The organism is Desulfonatronum zhilinae (genome assembly GCF_900182865.1).
GTDB classification, from domain to species: Bacteria; Desulfobacterota; Desulfovibrionia; order Desulfovibrionales; family Desulfonatronaceae; genus Desulfonatronum; species Desulfonatronum lacustre.
The window spans coordinates 91,021-105,642 of record NZ_FXUJ01000004.1 but is presented as its reverse complement, the minus strand read 5'-3'; the positions used below and the strand labels follow the sequence as shown (position 1 = coordinate 105,642).

Below are 14,622 nucleotides of genomic sequence, written 5' to 3'. Positions count from 1 at the left end.
CCCTCTTCGCAATGCGACTAACGCGAGTTCGCCCTCGATTTGAGGGACATGGGGCGAGTTTCCCTGAAGCGTCGCCCAACCGTCCAGACCACGAAAAAAGCCGCCAGGATCAGCCACTCTCCGCCAAGGCCCCGGCCCGGCGCAACGGTGCATCCACCGCCGCCTCCGTCGTCCCCGGCGCAATCGCCCACACCGGAAACGCCCTTGACCCAGCCGCAGTAGTTGGCCATCCGGACATAGACGCCGTAGATCCCCGAGGTTCCGCACTGCAATCCCCAACTGGTCACCCCGGCCAAGTAGGCGTTGCCCGTCTCATTGCGGACAATCATCGGCCCTCCGGAGTCCCCCTGACAGGTGTCCTTCGAACCGTCACCGGGACCGGCGCCGATCATGTTGTCGGTGATAGAGAACAGCGGCGGCGGATAGGCCAGAATCAGGGCGGTTTGACTGACAATGGGCAGCTGTGCTTCCTGGAGCACCGAAGGAAAGCCGCCTCTCGGCCCTAAAGCTCCCCAGCCCGCGACCCAGGCCGAAGCGCCGGGATTGGTCAGACCCGCCGGGTCTCCGGGTGGAATCAGCGGCAAAGCGCCCCAAATGGTTCCATCCGCGGGCACCCTGGCCAGTTGGAGCAAGGCCAGGTCGGATTCATTCGTGTTGCCGTTGTATCGCGGATGCACGGCGATCCGCGCGATGGGGATCCGGTCCCCTCCTTGACCGCGCAAGTCCGTTCGGCCGCTGAGCACGTGCAGGTCGCCGGGGTTGTATTTCACCGCCCCGCTCTGGTCCGCCACGCAGTGCGCCGCAGTAAGCACCCACTGATCGGAAATCAGCGTACCGCCGCAAAACTGGGCCCGGAACTCGTCGTCCACTCCGGCATGCAGCACGCCCACGACCCAGGGCCAATTCCTGATGTCCGTGGCCCGACCGCCAAGAATTTTTTCGACGGCGGAATCACGTTCGTCCTGACCAGCCCAAACCGGCCCGCAAACGAGCATCGCGACTCCCAGCAAACCCAGCACCACGCCCATCACGAAACGCTTGTTCATGACCACTCCCTTTGGTTGACCGACTTCTTCATTGCCGATTGATTTACTCAGACTTTTTCACAATTCGAAATAACAGCATGTTACATCCCGGAATATCTAAATATAGCCGGATCAAAGGACCATGACAAGCCTATTGAACACAACGTCCAAAAAGCATAGGTTCATGGTGTACAGCAAACACGAACAGTCTTTCCAGGAGTTCCAGCCATGTGGGATTATACCGACAAAGTGCGCGACCACTTTCTCAACCCCCGAAACGCCGGCCCGATGGACGACCCCACGGTGGTGGGCGAGGTGGGCAGTCTGGCCTGCGGCGACGCGCTGAAGCTGTTTCTGAAAATCGACGACACGGGACGGATCACCGACGCTACGTTTCAGACCTTCGGCTGCGCCAGCGCCATCGCCTCCAGTTCCGTGCTCACGGAGCTGCTCAAGGGCAAAACCGTGGACGAGGCCGCGGCCATCACCAATAAAGAGATCGCCATGGAACTAGGCGGCCTGCCCAGGGAAAAGATGCACTGTTCCGTGATGGGCCAGGAAGCCCTGGAGTCGGCCCTGAAGCGCTTTCGCGGCGAGTTGGAGCCCCTGGTCAAACCCGAGGGCGAAATCGTCTGCAAGTGCTTCGGCGTCACGGACGTCCAGATCCGCCGGGCCATCACCGAAAACGATCTGACCACGGTGGAGGAAATCACCGACTACACCAAGGCCGGCGGAGGGTGCGGCGAATGCGTCCTGGACCTGGAGCGCATCCTGGGCGAAACCCGGGGCACGGAGCCGGCCAAACCCAAGCCCGCCGCGCCCAAGCGCAAGTTGACCAACCTCCAGCGGATGCAGCTGGTGACCAAGGTTATTGACGAGGAAATCCGGCCCAGCCTGAAAAAGGACCGCGGCGACATCGAGCTGCTGGACATCGAGGGCGCCAAGGTATTGGTCTCCATGCGCGGAGCCTGTTCGGGCTGTCCCTCCAGCCAGTTGACCATCAAGGAACTGGTCCAACGCCGGTTGCGCGATGCCGTGGACCCGGACATCATCGTCGAGGAGGTCCGCTCATGACCGTGATCTACCTGGACAACAACGCCACGACAAGGGTCGCCCCGGAAGTTCTGGAGGCCATGCTGCCCTTTTTGCGGGAGGCCTACGGCAACGCCTCCAGCATGCACGGCTTTGGCGGCAACGTTGGCAAATTCATCAGTGAGGCCCGGGAACGCACGGCCCAGGGGCTGGGCTGCTCCCCGGAAGAGATCATCTTCACCTCCTGCGGCACGGAAAGCGACAACACGGCCATCTTTTCCGCTGTCCGCTCCCAACCGGAAAAGCGGCACGTTGTGACCACCCGGGTGGAGCATCCCGCAGTCCTGAACGTGGCCAGCCACCTGGAAATCGCCGGGTACGAGGTCACCCATCTGAAGGTGGACGAACTGGGGAGGCTGGACGTGCAGGAGTTGGAGGACAGCCTGCGCCCGGACACGGCCCTGGTCTCCATCATGCACGCCAACAATGAAAACGGCGTGATCTTCCCTCTGGAGCGGATCGCCGAAATCGTCAAGAGCCGGGGCATCCTCCTGCACACCGACGCGGTTCAGACCGTGGGCAAGCTGCCCATCGACCTGCAGAAGCTGGCCGTGGACTTCCTGGCCCTCTCCGCCCACAAGGTGCACGGCCCCAAGGGCATGGGCGCGCTGTTCGTCCGCCGGGGCGTGCCGTTTCGGCCCTTCATGCTCGGCGGGCACCAGGAAAAAGGGCGGCGGGCCGGAACCGAGAACGTGGCCGGAATCGTGGCCCTGGGCAAGGCCATGGAAATGGCCGCAGCCGGGATTGACGAGGAAAACTCACGGGTCAAGGCCCTGCGCGACCGCCTGGAGCAGGGGATCATGGACACGGTGCCGGACGTGCGCCGCAACGGAGACCCGGAAAGCCGCCTGCCCAACACCACCAGCCTGGCCTTCAAGTACATTGAGGGCGAATCCATTCTGCTGATGCTGGACCAGCACGGCATCTGCGCCAGTTCCGGTTCGGCCTGCACCTCCGGCAGTCTGGAGCCCTCCCACGTGCTCCGGGCCATGGGCGTGCCCTTCACCTTTGCCCACGGCTCCATCCGCTTCAGCCTGAGCCGGTACACCACGGACGAGGAAATCGATCTGGTCCTGCGCGAACTGCCCGGCATCGTGTCCAGGCTGCGGGCCATGTCTCCCTTCACCGGCAACGACGAGACCGCGGCGGGCTGCGCCTGCTGAGAAGACGAGCCGGACGCGGCTGTCGCCGTTTTTCTGACTCCAAACCGCCGAGTAATTGCATGAATACCCCAGAGATGATGGAACTGAGCATCGCCCCGTTGCGGGACGTGGTCCGCCAGCTGTGCGCCCCCGACTCCTGCAAGGACGTCTGCCGCGCCCCGGTCCACGACCAGCCCATGCCTTCGGTTCCGGCGATCACGGAAATCGTGGAGCGACTGCGGGCCGTCCTCTTTCCCGGCTACTACGGCGACTCCGAGGTCACCCCGGAGTCCCTGAGCTACCACATCGGGGCCGGGCTGGACCGGGTCTACCGACTGGTCACGGAACAAATCCGGCGCGGGTACTGTTTCCTGTGCCGGATCAACGAGGAGGAGGACTGCGGAGACTGCCAGGATCTGGCCGTGGATCTGGCCACCAAGTTCATCACCACCCTGCCCAAGATTCGCGGTCTCCTGGCCACGGATGTTCAGGCCGCCCTGGCCGGGGACCCGGCGGCCAAAACGCCTGGAGAGATCATCTTCAGCTATCCCAGCATCCTGGCCCTGACCCATTACCGCATCGCCCACGAACTCTATCATCTGGGCGTGGATATGATCCCCCGGATCATCTGCGAAATGGCCCATTCCAAGACCGGCATCGACATCCATCCCGGCGCGGAAATCGGCCACCACTTCTTCATCGACCACGGCACGGGCACGGTAATCGGCGAAACCAGCATCATCGGCGACAACGTCCGGCTCTACCAGGGCGTGACCCTGGGCGCGAAAAGCTTCCCCAAGGACGCCAACGGCCAGATCATCAAGGGCCTGCCCCGGCATCCGGTCCTGGAGGACGACGTGATCATCTACTCCGGCGCGACCATCCTGGGCCGAGTGACCATCGGCAAGGGCTCGGTCATCGGCGGCAACGTCTGGGTCACCGAAAGCGTCCCCCCAGGCTCCCGCCTGATCCAACAACGCCCCAGCTCGCAGCTGTTCAGCGGTGGCGATGGGATTTGAACAGGATACATGGAGAAACAATGCCTCTCTACGAGTTTTACTGCCAGGATTGCCACACCATCTACAACTTTTTCTCTCTGCGGATCAACACGGAAAAGCAGCCGGACTGCCCCAAGTGCGGACGCCCGGAGTTGGAGCGACAGGTTTCCGTGTTCGCCATTTCCAAAAATCGTCCGGATACCGGAGACGGTGAGGACGGCATGGACGGGATGCCCGACCTTTCCGGCCTGGACGAGGCCAAGCTGGAACGGGCCATGGCCATGATGGCCCGGGAGGCCGAAGGCATGGACGAGGATGATCCCCGTCAGGCGGCCCAGTTGATGCGCAAGCTCTGCGACGTCACGGGCATGCATTTCGGGGAGGGCATGGAGGAGGCTTTGGCCAGAATGGAAGCCGGGGAAGACCCTGAACAGGTCGAAGCGGAAATGGGCGACATGTTCGAAAACATGGACTTCAGCCCCGCCGGAGCCAAAAAGCTGCGCCGCGCCCTGCGCGCGCCGGCCCGGGATGAGACGATTTACGACATGTGAGGCGGAAAAGCGGTGCCGGTGCAGTCCAAGACGACCCGCTTTCCGGGCGCGAGTCCGAGCACCGCGGCGGCGCTGCCCTGGTTGACCGCCAGCTCCCAATAGCCCTGGCTTCCAACCAGCACCCCGACTCCGCCCGCCGGAATCTGGGCATAGGTCTGCACCGGAACCAGCGGCTGAAGCAGGGGCGCGAGCAGTTCGACTCGCTCCATCCCTGCTTCGGGCCAAAGACGTTCGGGCAGGTTGAGCAGGCAGTTGCCGAACCGGTCCACATGCAGGACATGGGCCGTGATCTCCCGGCCCCGCTGCTCCGGCAAGGCCCAGGCCGGACGCTGCAACGTCTCCGTATCCAGCGGTCGTCCCAGTCGCCGCGGATCAACGCCCAGGGCCAGCCGGGCCGCGGCCGGGGCCAGGATGTCCCGACCGTGAAAGGTATTGGAACGCGCCCCCGAAGCGGACGGCATGGTCAGTTCCCAGGCCCGCTCTCCGGGCTCCTCCCCAGCCAGCCCCTTGGGCTCAGGCCCGAAAACCAGGGCCAGCAGGCCGTTGTCCGGCCCCAGGAAAAAACGGCCTTCCCGTTTTCCGATCACCAGACGACGCTCGGTCCCCACCCCTGGGTCCACCACGCCCACCAGCACGCTGCCTTCCGAAAAAAACCGCCAACTGGCCGCCAGATAAAAGGCCCCCTGCATGACGTCAAAGGGCCGGACCTGGTGACTGACGTCCACGACCGAGGCCTCGGGCGCGAGGCCCGCCAAAACGCCCTTCATCTGTCCCACGTACGGATCGTCCAGTCCAAAATCCGTGAGCAGGGCCACGGTCGGCCTACCCCCCCTCCTCCGCCCTCCCGGAAAACGCCCGCCCCGCATCGCATGTCGCCTGTCGGTGGCCATATTTCCTCCTTTTTGACCGGCAAACCCATTGCCCAGAGCTGGTGCGTCGTTGTATCCCCGAAGAGAATTCATAGTACACGACCCTGGAGTAGTGCCGATCCCGCGCACACCATCTCCCGCGGGACTACACGCCCGTGAACATTCTACCGCAACGCGGCGAGAATGTTCCGACACAGAGGGTCGACGAGAGATGAGCGTTCTTCCAGGCCCAGAACGCTTCCGGAGGTCAGTTGCCGGGCCGTGAGGCTCGGCAGGACGGAGATGGACGCGGCCAGAGGCGGCAGCCCGGCAATGTCCGGCAATTCGTCCCGCTCCTGGTGACGGTTGAGCACCAGAGCTTGGCGCTTGAGCCCCAGGCCCAGGGCCAGTCGGGCGATTTCCGCGGCCGTGTCCAGCCCGCGGCGAGACGGTTCGCTGACCACCACCAGTCCATCCACGGCCGCAACCGTGCCCCGGCCCAGATGCTCCACTCCGGCCTCCAGGTCCACGACCACCCATTCCCGAGCTTCCAGCACCAAATGGGCCAGCAGGGCCTTGAGCAGGGAATTGGCTCCGCAGGCGCAACCGCCTCCCGCGCCGGTCACGGTCCCCATGACCAGCAGTCGCTTGCGCCCCGCGCCGTCGCGACCGGAATCAGCCAATTCCGCGGGCAATTCCACGGCCAAATCACCGGACAAATCCCCCACGTCCGGGTTCAGGTGCATGAAGCCGGAGCCGATGCGTTCCGCCACCAGATCGGTGCGCAACACCAGCGGCTTGGGCAGGCTTTCCCGCTCCAGGCCCGAGGCCTGGCCCAAGGACAGGGCGGTGTCCGCGTCCACCAAATAGACGTCATGACCGCTTCTGGCCAGAAAGTCTCCCAGCCAGGCCGCGATGGTGGTCTTGCCCACCCCGCCCTTGCCGGCGACCGCGATTTTCATGCTTCGCTCCCATGGGGATGATGTGGGGGACGGGCGTCCATCCCCCGAGAAGGTTCAACTTACGGCGTCAACCCCAGGCTCTGCCGCTTGGCCGAAATCCGCGCGTCAATGGCCTCCGCCGCCTTGTGCGGATCGGCCTCCACGCCGAAGCAGGCCCCGACCACGCCTTCCAGGCCGCTCAAAGCCAGATTGGTCACGGTTTCGCTGCCGGTGATATGCGGCGGCAGGCCCAGGTGGGTGCATATCCCGCTGGCCACGGCGTAGAGGCCGATGGCCGCGGCCTTTTCGGAGTACCATTCCGGGGCGCTGGCCGCCACGGGCAGGTCACTGATGTCCGTGCCCAGGGCGTCGGCCAGCATGGCGCAGAGATGAATGATCCGCGAATTGTCCACGCAACTGCCCACATGCAGAACCGGCGGAATGCCCAGGGACGTGCACACGGCCTTCAGGCCCTCTCCGGCTCTGTCCGCGGCCTCTGGTACCATCAGCCCGGCCTTGCCCATGGCCACGGTGGCGCAGCCGGTGATCAGCACCAGGATGTCGCGCCTGATCAACTCCTTGCACAGCTCTGTATGGACGTGATCGTGCTTCAGCCTGGGGTTGTTGCAGCCCACGATGCCCACGGCTCCCCGGATCTGTCCGGCCTTGATCGCTTCCAGGAGCGGGCCGGGAGTGCCTCCCAACGCACCGAGGATGGCCTCGTTGGAAAAGCCGGTCATCAATTCCACCGGCTCGGCGGGGATATCCACGCGGCCGGGGTCGCGCTTGGTGAACGCCTCAATGGCCGCCTCCACCACCTGCACGGCCTTTTGCCGGGCGTTGGCGTAGTTGAACTCCACATGTTCGGCCCCGGTGAATTTGGCCTTGTCCGAGGTGGAGATAAACCGGGTCTGGTAGCAGCCGGCGATGGTCACCAGGGAAGGCATGATGCACTGGTAGTCCACGACGATGCAGTCCACCGCGCCCGTGACCAGAGCCAGTTCGGTCATCAGATGGTTGCCGGCCATGGGAATACCCTGGCGCATCAGCACTTCGTTGCCCGTACAGCACAGGCCGGCCACGTTGATCCCGGACGCTCCGGACGACTTGGCCTTCCGGATCAATTCTGGATCCCGAGCCGCGGCCAGGATCATTTCCGAGACGATGGGGCTGTGGCCGTGGACCACCACGTTGACCTGATCCGCCTTGAGCACGCCCAGGTTGACCTGGGCCTTCCTGGGAGTAGGGGTACCGAAAAGGATGTCCGACAGCTCCGTGGCGATCATGGAGCCGCCCCAGCCGTCTCCAAGAGCCACCCGGGCCGAATGCAGGCACAGGCTCACCGCGTCGCTGTCCACGCCCATATGCGTGCGGTGCATCATTTCCACCACGTCCCGGTCGATCCCCCGGGGGGTGATACCCAGTTTTTCCCATAACTCCCGACGCTTTCCAGGGGCGCGGGCGACAAAGGAGACCGAGGGCGTGGCAAAGCCGAAGTCCTCAATGAACGTTTCGGCCAGGGCCCGAGCGATCTCCTTGTCGCTTTTGCCCTGAACGGTCACGCCCACCTCAGCCGCGATGCGACGCAGTTTTTCCGGGTCGCGGATGCCGTAGTCCGATGTTTTGCCCTGGCCGACGGCCAACAGCGTCTCCACCAGGTCCCGTCCGTGGTCCGAATGCGAGGCCGCTCCCGCGGCCACGAACCGGCCGAAGTTTCGGGCCACGGTCAAGTCCGCATCCGCTCCGCACACGCCGCGCTCCCGCTTGCCCTTGCCCGGGGTGATCCGGCACGGTCCCATGACGCATTTGGAACAGCTCAGGCCCTGCTTACAGAACGTGCAGGCCGGCCGCTGCTCCGCCAGCCTGTCCCAGACGGTTTCCACGTTGTCGCGTCTGGCCTTCTCGATCATTTTTTGGGCGTCCGGCCAAATGGAAAGGTCCTCTGCTCTTCGGGGTAGCTTCTCTGCCATGGCGCTCTCCTTTGTTGTGGGTGACGGATGCGGGAAGAATTTTTCAAGAAGCCATAGCACCAAAACCTGAGTGCGTCTGTCGGCTGGCCGACAACAGATTGCCCTCCATGAGCTTTGTTTTCATATATCTTCGCGCACGAGGGTCATGCTCAGTAGACCTTGCGCCGGGAAAAACCCTGGCCGATGACGTTCAGGGTATTTTCCTCGATGGTGAAGGCCTTGGGATCGATGGTGAAGATGACTTCTTCCAGACGCTTGAGCTGTAAGCTGGTGACCACGGTCAACAGAATTTTCTTGCGTTTACCGGTGTAGGCGCCGCGACCGTAAAGAAAGGTCGAGCCCCGGTTGATGGTGCTCAAGATGGCCTTGGCCAGTTCGTCGGGCTTTTCCGAGACCACGAGCACCATTTTGCGCTGGTTGAACATGCCCAGGAAGTAGTCCATAACCATGGCGTGGACGAAAACCAGAAACACCGAGTACAGCATCTGCTCCAGACCGATGAAGAACAGACTCCCGAAAAACAGGACCATGTTGAAGCCGAAGGAAAATTTCCCGATCCCGAGATTAAAACGCTGGCTCAAGAAGACCGAGATAACGTCCAGCCCGCCCAGGGATCCCAAGGACCGCAAGGCGATGCCCGACCCGGCTCCCATAATGGCTCCGGCCGTCAGAGCGGCCAGCAGGGTGTCCTCAATGATCAGGGTCCATGGGATGGTATCAAGCCCCAGGCTGAGCAGCAGCATGCCGTACAGGCTGTAGAAGAAAAACCGCCTGCTGACGCAGATCCAGCCGAGAATGAAAATAGGGATGTTCAGGATCAGCAGCCAAACACCGGGCGGGAAAATTCCGACCACGTAACTCAGAATCAAGCCGACCCCGGTCACGCCGCCGCTGATGAATTCCTGAGGAACGACGATGGCCTTGGCTCCGAAGGCGAGGATCAAAGCCCCCATCGTGATCAACAGCAGGTTCCAGGAGATGGAATATGTCGTAACGCGGAACTGCTCCGCCCAATTGCCGGCCATGCGGTCTTCCCTCCGTTCCGACGAAGTGCCTTATTTCGATGTACCGCCTATGCGAGGTCTGAAAAGTACTTCTGATAGCTCTGAAACAACCGGCAGGAAATGATCAGCGGCGATATTGTGCGGGGCCAGTCCGACGACCATGGGTCAGAGCCACATCGCCGAACAGCCCATACCTACATGACCCCGATGCCGGGAGCAAGACCGCGAAGAGGCCGCACGAATCAGGACGAGTCCCGGTCCCTCGTATCTGTTTCCGGATGACTTTTCATGGTTCAGAGGCTAAGAAGAAACCGCTTTCAAAACGCGTTTTGGTAGAACGTCCCAGGGTCGAATCGTCTCCCTTCACCAGCAAACGTCGCGAGGACCATCAACCATGTGCGGAATCATCGGTTATGCGGGGCACAGACCGGCCGTGCCCATCATCGTGGAAGGACTGAAGCGTCTGGAGTACCGCGGCTACGATTCCGCGGGCGTAACCTTTGCGCAGCACGACGAGTTGCACGTCATTCGGGCCGAGGGCAAGCTGTGCGAGCTGGAAACCCGTCTCAACGGCCAGGACATGTTTCACGCCACCACGGCCCTGGGCCATACCCGCTGGGCGACCCACGGCCTGCCCGTGGAACGCAACGCCCATCCCCATCGCGACCCGGGAGGCCGCCTGGCCCTGGTGCACAACGGGATCATCGAGAACTACCAGTCGCTTCGAAAAATGCTCAAAGACAAAGGACGTACGTTTTTCTCGGATACGGACTCCGAAGTGCTGGTTCAGCTTATCGCCGAGCTCTGGACCTCCGACGTCACTCTACGCGAGGCGTTCAGCAAGGCTCTAGCTCAAGTTGAAGGCACCTATGCCGCAGCCTTTCTCAACCTGGATGAGCCGAACAAAATCTGGGCGGCCCGCAAATCCAGCCCGCTGTTGCTGGGCGTGGGCGTGGGAGAAAACTTCGTGGCCTCGGACATCCCGGCGTTTCTGGGCTATACACGGGACGTCGTCTTTCTGGAGGACGGCGAACTGGTGGAGTTGGAGCCTTTTTCCTGGCAGGTCTTTGATGCCGCCACTCTGGCACCCCTGGAAAAGAAGGTCCACCACATCACCTGGGATTTTCAGGCCGCGCAAAAAGGCGGCTACCGTCACTTCATGCTCAAGGAAATCTTCGAGCAGCCCGCGGTGATCGCCAATTGCCTGGCCGGACGCGTGGACGCCAAAGCCTTGTCCGTGACCCTGCCGGAGCTGGAGGCCGTACCCGTCCCGGGCCAGATCCAGATCGTGGCCTGCGGCACGTCCTATCATGCCGGGCTGTGGGGCCAACACTTGCTGGAGTCGTGGGCGAAAATTCCGGTTCGCGTGGAAATCGCCTCGGAATTCCGATATCGCAACCCGCTTTTCATGCCGGACGATCTCGTCCTGGCCATCAGTCAGTCCGGAGAAACCGCGGATACCCTGGCCGGGATGCGTCTGGCCAAGGAGCACGGGGTGCCCGTGCTCGGACTGTGCAACGTGGTGGGATCCAGTGTAGCCCGGGAGGCGGACAGCGTGATTTACACCCAGGCCGGGCCGGAAATCAGCGTGGCCTCCACCAAGGCCATGTGCAGCCAGCTCGTCCTGTTGACCCTGCTGGCCCTGTACTGGGGCCGACGCAAGGGAACACTGGCTCGGGAAGTGGAGACCTCGATCATCACCGGACTGCTCGGCCTGCCCCAAGTTTTGGAAGCCGAACTGCCTCGCCTGCGCGGCAAGGCCCAGGAACTGGCCCCGGAATACAGCACGGCGCACAGCTTTTTCTACCTCGGCCGGGGCCCGGCCTACCCGCTGGCCTTGGAAGGCGCCTTGAAACTCAAGGAAATCTCCTACATCCACGCCGAAGGCTATGCGGCCGGAGAAATGAAGCACGGCCCCATCGCCCTGATCGAGCCGGAATTCCCCACCTTTGCCCTGGCCTTGAATGACGCCTTGCTGCCCAAGGTCGTTTCCAATCTGGTTGAAGTCCAGGCCCGCAACGGTCGGGTCATCGCCTTGTGCCAGTCCGGATTCGATCTGACCGTGGACCACTCCTGGGAGATCCCTCAGGTTTACGGCCCGCTGAACACCTTTCTGGCCCTGCCGGCCTTGCAGTTGTTCGCTTACGAAATGGCCGTCTACCTGGGCAAAGACGTGGACCAACCCCGCAATTTGGCCAAAAGCGTGACGGTGGAGTGAGGGCTGAGGGCTGAGGGCTGAGGGCTGAGGGCTGAGGGCTGAGGGCTGAGGGCTGAGGGCTGAGGGCTGAGGGCTGAGGGCTGAGGGCTGAGGGGATATTTTATTGAGGAGCGTGTCAATGGTTTTAAGTTGTTCCTCTCATTTTTCCAAAAAAACGAGATATGAAGAACCCACCGGCCGCCACCATGACGATGGCCGCGCCGGCGGTCAGATTCAGGTAGTAGGCCAGAAGCAATCCGCTCACGCAGAACACTGTGCTCAGCAGCACGGACCAAACCATCATGGTTCCCAGTGACCTTGCGAACCCTTCCGCCATCACGGCCGGAATGGTCAACAGCGCGATGACCAGGATCAGGCCCACGGCCTGGATGACCGTGACCACGGTCAACGCGGCCAGGGCCAGAAGGCTGAAATACAAGCCGCGTACCGGGACGCCCATGACCCGGGCGTGTTCCTCGTCGTAGGACATGGCCAGCAGGTCGTGATAGAAAAGCCGCGCCCAGCCCAGCACCACCAAATTCAACGCGGCCATCAGCCACAGGTTGGTATCGGGCACCAACAGAATGCTCCCGAACAGGTAACTCATCAAATCCACGTTGTACCCGGGGGTCATGTCCACCAGGATGATCCCCGCGGCCATACCCACGGCCCAGATCACGCCGATGGTGGAGTCGCTGCGATGTTTCGCGCCCAGGCTGACCCCGCCCATGACCAGGGAAGCCAGCAATGCGCACAACGCGGCCCCGAGATACGGCGAAGCGCCCAGATAGATTGCCGCCCCCACCCCGCCATAGGAGGCGTGGGCGATCCCGCCGGAAAGAAAAACCAAACGATTAACCACCACCAGGGCCCCCATCACCCCGCAACAGACGCTGATCAGCAAACAGGCCGTCAAGGCGTTGCGCATGAACTCGTACTGGAAAAAATCCGGCGTCATGAGCAGCGATGTTCCCTGAGCACCCGGTGGGGCACCGGCCCGTGGGTCACCAGCTCCACGGGGCAGTGATAGACGGATTCAAGCATGGTCTGGGTGAACTCGGCCCGGTCGTGGTAATACAGCGTCTTGTTCACGCAGGCCACGGACGTGGCGTAACTGGAGAGAATGGAGAGGTCGTGGCTGACCACGATGATGGTCATGGAGACGTTCAATTCCTTGAGCAAATCGTAGAGCGCGGTCTGAAAGTCCCGGTCCACGCTGGCCGTGGGTTCGTCCAGGAAGAGCAATTCCGGTGCGTTGGCCAGCGCCCTGGCGATAAATACACGTTGCCGCTGACCGCCGGAAAGCCGGCCGATGCGCCGACCACGCAAATCCCACATGCCCACCCGCTCCAGGGCTTGGCGCGCCGCCCCCCGGTCTGCAGCGTCGAAACCGCGCCAAAAGGTACGGTGAGGCAGACGACCAAGCAGCACCACATCTTCAACCGTAACGGGGAACTGGGTGTGAACATTGGTGTGCTGCGGAACGTACCCCACCTTGCGGGACATTTTCCCAGGGGCCGCATCAAGCACGGAGACGACGCCCTTGTGTGGCCTCAGGATGCCCAGCAAGACTTTGAGCAGCGTGGTCTTGCCTCCGCCGTTGGGCCCCAACACGGCCAAAAAGTCTCCCTGGCGCACACGCAATTCCACGTCTTCCAGGACGGGATGTCCGTCATAGGCGCAACACACGCCCTGGGCATGCACGACTGGGGAGGACATGGAAAACTCCGTTACTGCATCGCTTGCTTGAACTTTTCGGCCACGGTGCGCATGTTCTCCATCCAGTTTTCGGCCAACGGGTTGATGGCGATGGTCTGGCCTTCGATGGCCGAGGCAATGGTTTCCGCGCTACGGGTGGAGAACTGCGGGGAGACGAAGACAACGCGAATCCCCTCTGCCTTGGCCCGCTGAATCAGTAGCTGTAGGTCCTGGGCTTTGGGTTCCTTGCCCTCCAGCTCCACCGGGATCTGCTCCAGCCCGTAATGGCGGGCAAAGTATCCCCAGGCGGGATGAAAAACCATGAACGCCGCCTCCTGCTTTCCAGCCAAGGTATGGCGGATGTCCGCGTCCAGGGCGTCCAGGTCGGCCATGAACGCCTTGAAGTTGGCTTCATATACCGGAGCATGAGCACCGTCGAGGGCCGTCAAGGCCTCGAGGATGTGCCGCGCCTGGATGCGGACCAAGTCCGGTGAAAGCCAGATATGGGTGTCCAGTCCGCCGTGATGCTGGTGCTCGTTGCCGCGGTCTTGGCCATGACCATGGTTGTGAGCGTGTTCATGCCCCTGGCCATGCCCATGCCCATGATCATGGCCGTGGCTCTTTCCGTTAGCATCTTCGGGTCCGTGATCGTGGTTCTTTCCCTGGTCGTGCCCGTAATCACGGTGCTGATGGTGGGGGATCATGGAGAGTTTATCGATGCCCGCATCCGTGTGCACGAGCTGCAGTTCAGGGTTAAGCGCGGCTATCTTAGGCAAAAGATTTTTCTCGAATTCCACCCCCAGGGCAAAATATATCTTGGCCTGGGCCAAGGTCCGCATCTGGGCCGGATTCGGCTCGTAAACATGGGGGCTGGCTCCCGGCGGGACCATGACGGACACATTCACGAATCGTCCTCCGACGCGTTCCACGAAGTACTTTTGCGGCGCAATGCTCACGAACACCTCAAAAGGCTGTGCCCGAACCGATTCCGCGCCCAGCGTCACGAACAAGAACGCGATCAAAGCAATCCCCAACCTTGAACTCCAATTGCGCATATTCACATCCTCCCGGTTACGGTACGCAATACGGTAAGCCTATCCTCTTTACCTTTCGATGATATTGATCTTGCGATATCATCAAACCAATGGCAAGCAAC

Annotated in this window: 13 protein-coding genes; 5 read left to right on the top strand and 8 right to left on the bottom strand. The window is 62.2% G+C overall.

What is annotated here, in order from left to right; translation table 11 throughout:
* Positions 1 to 17: 17 nt before the first annotated feature.
* Positions 18 to 1,046, bottom strand: a complete 1,029-nt coding sequence (locus AC559A_RS05375) for a serine protease (protein ID WP_051434242.1) — start codon at positions 1,044 to 1,046, stop codon at positions 18 to 20.
* Between the two features lie 207 nt (positions 1,047 to 1,253).
* Here AC559A_RS05375 and nifU point away from each other — a divergent pair, with 207 nt between their 5' ends.
* The 4 genes from nifU to AC559A_RS05355 are packed head-to-tail and all read left to right on the top strand — an operon-like array spanning position 1,254 to position 4,808.
* Entirely contained in the window at positions 1,254 to 2,099 is an 846-nt protein-coding gene (gene nifU, locus AC559A_RS05370) for a Fe-S cluster assembly protein NifU (protein ID WP_498816640.1), read from the top strand.
* Positions 2,096 to 3,280 (top strand): cysteine desulfurase NifS, encoded by a 1,185-nt coding sequence (gene nifS / locus AC559A_RS05365; RefSeq protein WP_028570920.1) that lies wholly within the window; start codon positions 2,096 to 2,098, stop codon positions 3,278 to 3,280. The genes nifU and nifS overlap by 4 nt, the downstream gene beginning before the upstream one ends.
* Positions 3,281 to 3,339: 59 nt before the next feature.
* Complete coding sequence (gene epsC, locus AC559A_RS05360) at positions 3,340 to 4,278, top strand: serine O-acetyltransferase EpsC (protein WP_498816638.1); 939 nt, start codon at positions 3,340 to 3,342, stop codon at positions 4,276 to 4,278.
* A 20-nt stretch (positions 4,279 to 4,298) separates the two neighbouring features.
* Positions 4,299 to 4,808: an FmdB family zinc ribbon protein gene (locus AC559A_RS05355; RefSeq protein ID WP_498816636.1), complete on the top strand. Its 510-nt coding sequence runs from the start codon at positions 4,299 to 4,301 to the stop codon at positions 4,806 to 4,808.
* Here the strand turns inward: AC559A_RS05355 and AC559A_RS05350 are convergent.
* From AC559A_RS05350 to AC559A_RS05335, 4 genes are all read right to left on the bottom strand, one after another.
* On the bottom strand, positions 4,796 to 5,698 hold the full coding sequence (locus AC559A_RS05350) for an SAM hydrolase/SAM-dependent halogenase family protein (RefSeq protein ID WP_498816634.1): 903 nt from the start codon (positions 5,696 to 5,698) through the stop codon (positions 4,796 to 4,798). The two genes, AC559A_RS05355 and AC559A_RS05350, sit on opposite strands and share 13 nt — an antisense overlap.
* 143 nt (positions 5,699 to 5,841) lie before the next feature.
* Positions 5,842 to 6,618 carry an ATP-binding protein gene (locus AC559A_RS05345; protein WP_498816633.1) on the bottom strand — a complete coding sequence of 259 codons (777 nt, stop codon included), beginning with the start codon at positions 6,616 to 6,618 and terminating at the stop codon, positions 5,842 to 5,844.
* 59 nt (positions 6,619 to 6,677) lie between these two features.
* Complete coding sequence (gene cooS, locus AC559A_RS05340) at positions 6,678 to 8,567, bottom strand: anaerobic carbon-monoxide dehydrogenase catalytic subunit (RefSeq protein ID WP_498816631.1); 1,890 nt, start codon at positions 8,565 to 8,567, stop codon at positions 6,678 to 6,680.
* A 149-nt stretch (positions 8,568 to 8,716) separates the two neighbouring features.
* Positions 8,717 to 9,592, bottom strand: coding sequence for a YitT family protein (locus AC559A_RS05335; RefSeq protein WP_028570916.1), 876 nt, complete (start codon positions 9,590 to 9,592; stop codon positions 8,717 to 8,719).
* Positions 9,593 to 9,965: 373 nt separating this feature from the next.
* Here AC559A_RS05335 and glmS point away from each other — a divergent pair, with 373 nt between their 5' ends.
* Complete coding sequence (gene glmS / locus AC559A_RS05330; protein WP_498816629.1) at positions 9,966 to 11,789, top strand: glutamine--fructose-6-phosphate transaminase (isomerizing); 1,824 nt, start codon at positions 9,966 to 9,968, stop codon at positions 11,787 to 11,789.
* A gap of 124 nt (positions 11,790 to 11,913) precedes the next feature.
* Here the strand turns inward: glmS and AC559A_RS05325 are convergent, their stop codons facing one another.
* Genes AC559A_RS05325 through AC559A_RS05315 form a run of 3 tightly spaced genes read right to left on the bottom strand, consistent with a single transcriptional unit; the run spans position 11,914 to position 14,521 of the window.
* Entirely contained in the window at positions 11,914 to 12,726 is an 813-nt protein-coding gene (locus tag AC559A_RS05325; RefSeq protein WP_035261137.1) for a metal ABC transporter permease, read from the bottom strand.
* Positions 12,723 to 13,487 (bottom strand): metal ABC transporter ATP-binding protein, encoded by a 765-nt coding sequence (locus tag AC559A_RS05320; RefSeq protein ID WP_028570895.1) that lies wholly within the window; start codon positions 13,485 to 13,487, stop codon positions 12,723 to 12,725. Before AC559A_RS05320 ends, AC559A_RS05325 begins: the two co-directional genes overlap by 4 nt.
* An 11-nt stretch (positions 13,488 to 13,498) precedes the next feature.
* Positions 13,499 to 14,521, bottom strand: coding sequence for a metal ABC transporter solute-binding protein, Zn/Mn family (locus AC559A_RS05315; protein WP_498816626.1), 1,023 nt, complete (start codon positions 14,519 to 14,521; stop codon positions 13,499 to 13,501).
* Between the last annotated feature and the right edge of the window lie 101 nt (positions 14,522 to 14,622).

Excerpts from the sequence above, each read along its gene's own strand:
- AC559A_RS05375 (WP_051434242.1), bottom strand. The coding sequence starts at position 1,046 with ATGAACAAGCGTTTCGTGATGGGCGTGGTGCTGGGTTTGCTGGGAGTC.
- nifU (WP_498816640.1), top strand. The coding sequence starts at position 1,254 with ATGTGGGATTATACCGACAAAGTGCGCGACCACTTTCTCAACCCCCGA.
- nifS (WP_028570920.1), top strand. The coding sequence starts at position 2,096 with ATGACCGTGATCTACCTGGACAACAACGCCACGACAAGGGTCGCCCCG.
- epsC (WP_498816638.1), top strand. The coding sequence starts at position 3,340 with ATGAATACCCCAGAGATGATGGAACTGAGCATCGCCCCGTTGCGGGAC.
- AC559A_RS05355 (WP_498816636.1), top strand. The coding sequence starts at position 4,299 with ATGCCTCTCTACGAGTTTTACTGCCAGGATTGCCACACCATCTACAAC.
- AC559A_RS05350 (WP_498816634.1), bottom strand. The coding sequence starts at position 5,698 with ATGGCCACCGACAGGCGACATGCGATGCGGGGCGGGCGTTTTCCGGGA.
- AC559A_RS05345 (WP_498816633.1), bottom strand. The coding sequence starts at position 6,618 with ATGAAAATCGCGGTCGCCGGCAAGGGCGGGGTGGGCAAGACCACCATC.
- cooS (WP_498816631.1), bottom strand. The coding sequence starts at position 8,567 with ATGGCAGAGAAGCTACCCCGAAGAGCAGAGGACCTTTCCATTTGGCCG.
- AC559A_RS05335 (WP_028570916.1), bottom strand. The coding sequence starts at position 9,592 with ATGGCCGGCAATTGGGCGGAGCAGTTCCGCGTTACGACATATTCCATC.
- glmS (WP_498816629.1), top strand. The coding sequence starts at position 9,966 with ATGTGCGGAATCATCGGTTATGCGGGGCACAGACCGGCCGTGCCCATC.
- AC559A_RS05325 (WP_035261137.1), bottom strand. The coding sequence starts at position 12,726 with ATGACGCCGGATTTTTTCCAGTACGAGTTCATGCGCAACGCCTTGACG.
- AC559A_RS05320 (WP_028570895.1), bottom strand. The coding sequence starts at position 13,487 with ATGTCCTCCCCAGTCGTGCATGCCCAGGGCGTGTGTTGCGCCTATGAC.
- AC559A_RS05315 (WP_498816626.1), bottom strand. The coding sequence starts at position 14,521 with ATGCGCAATTGGAGTTCAAGGTTGGGGATTGCTTTGATCGCGTTCTTG.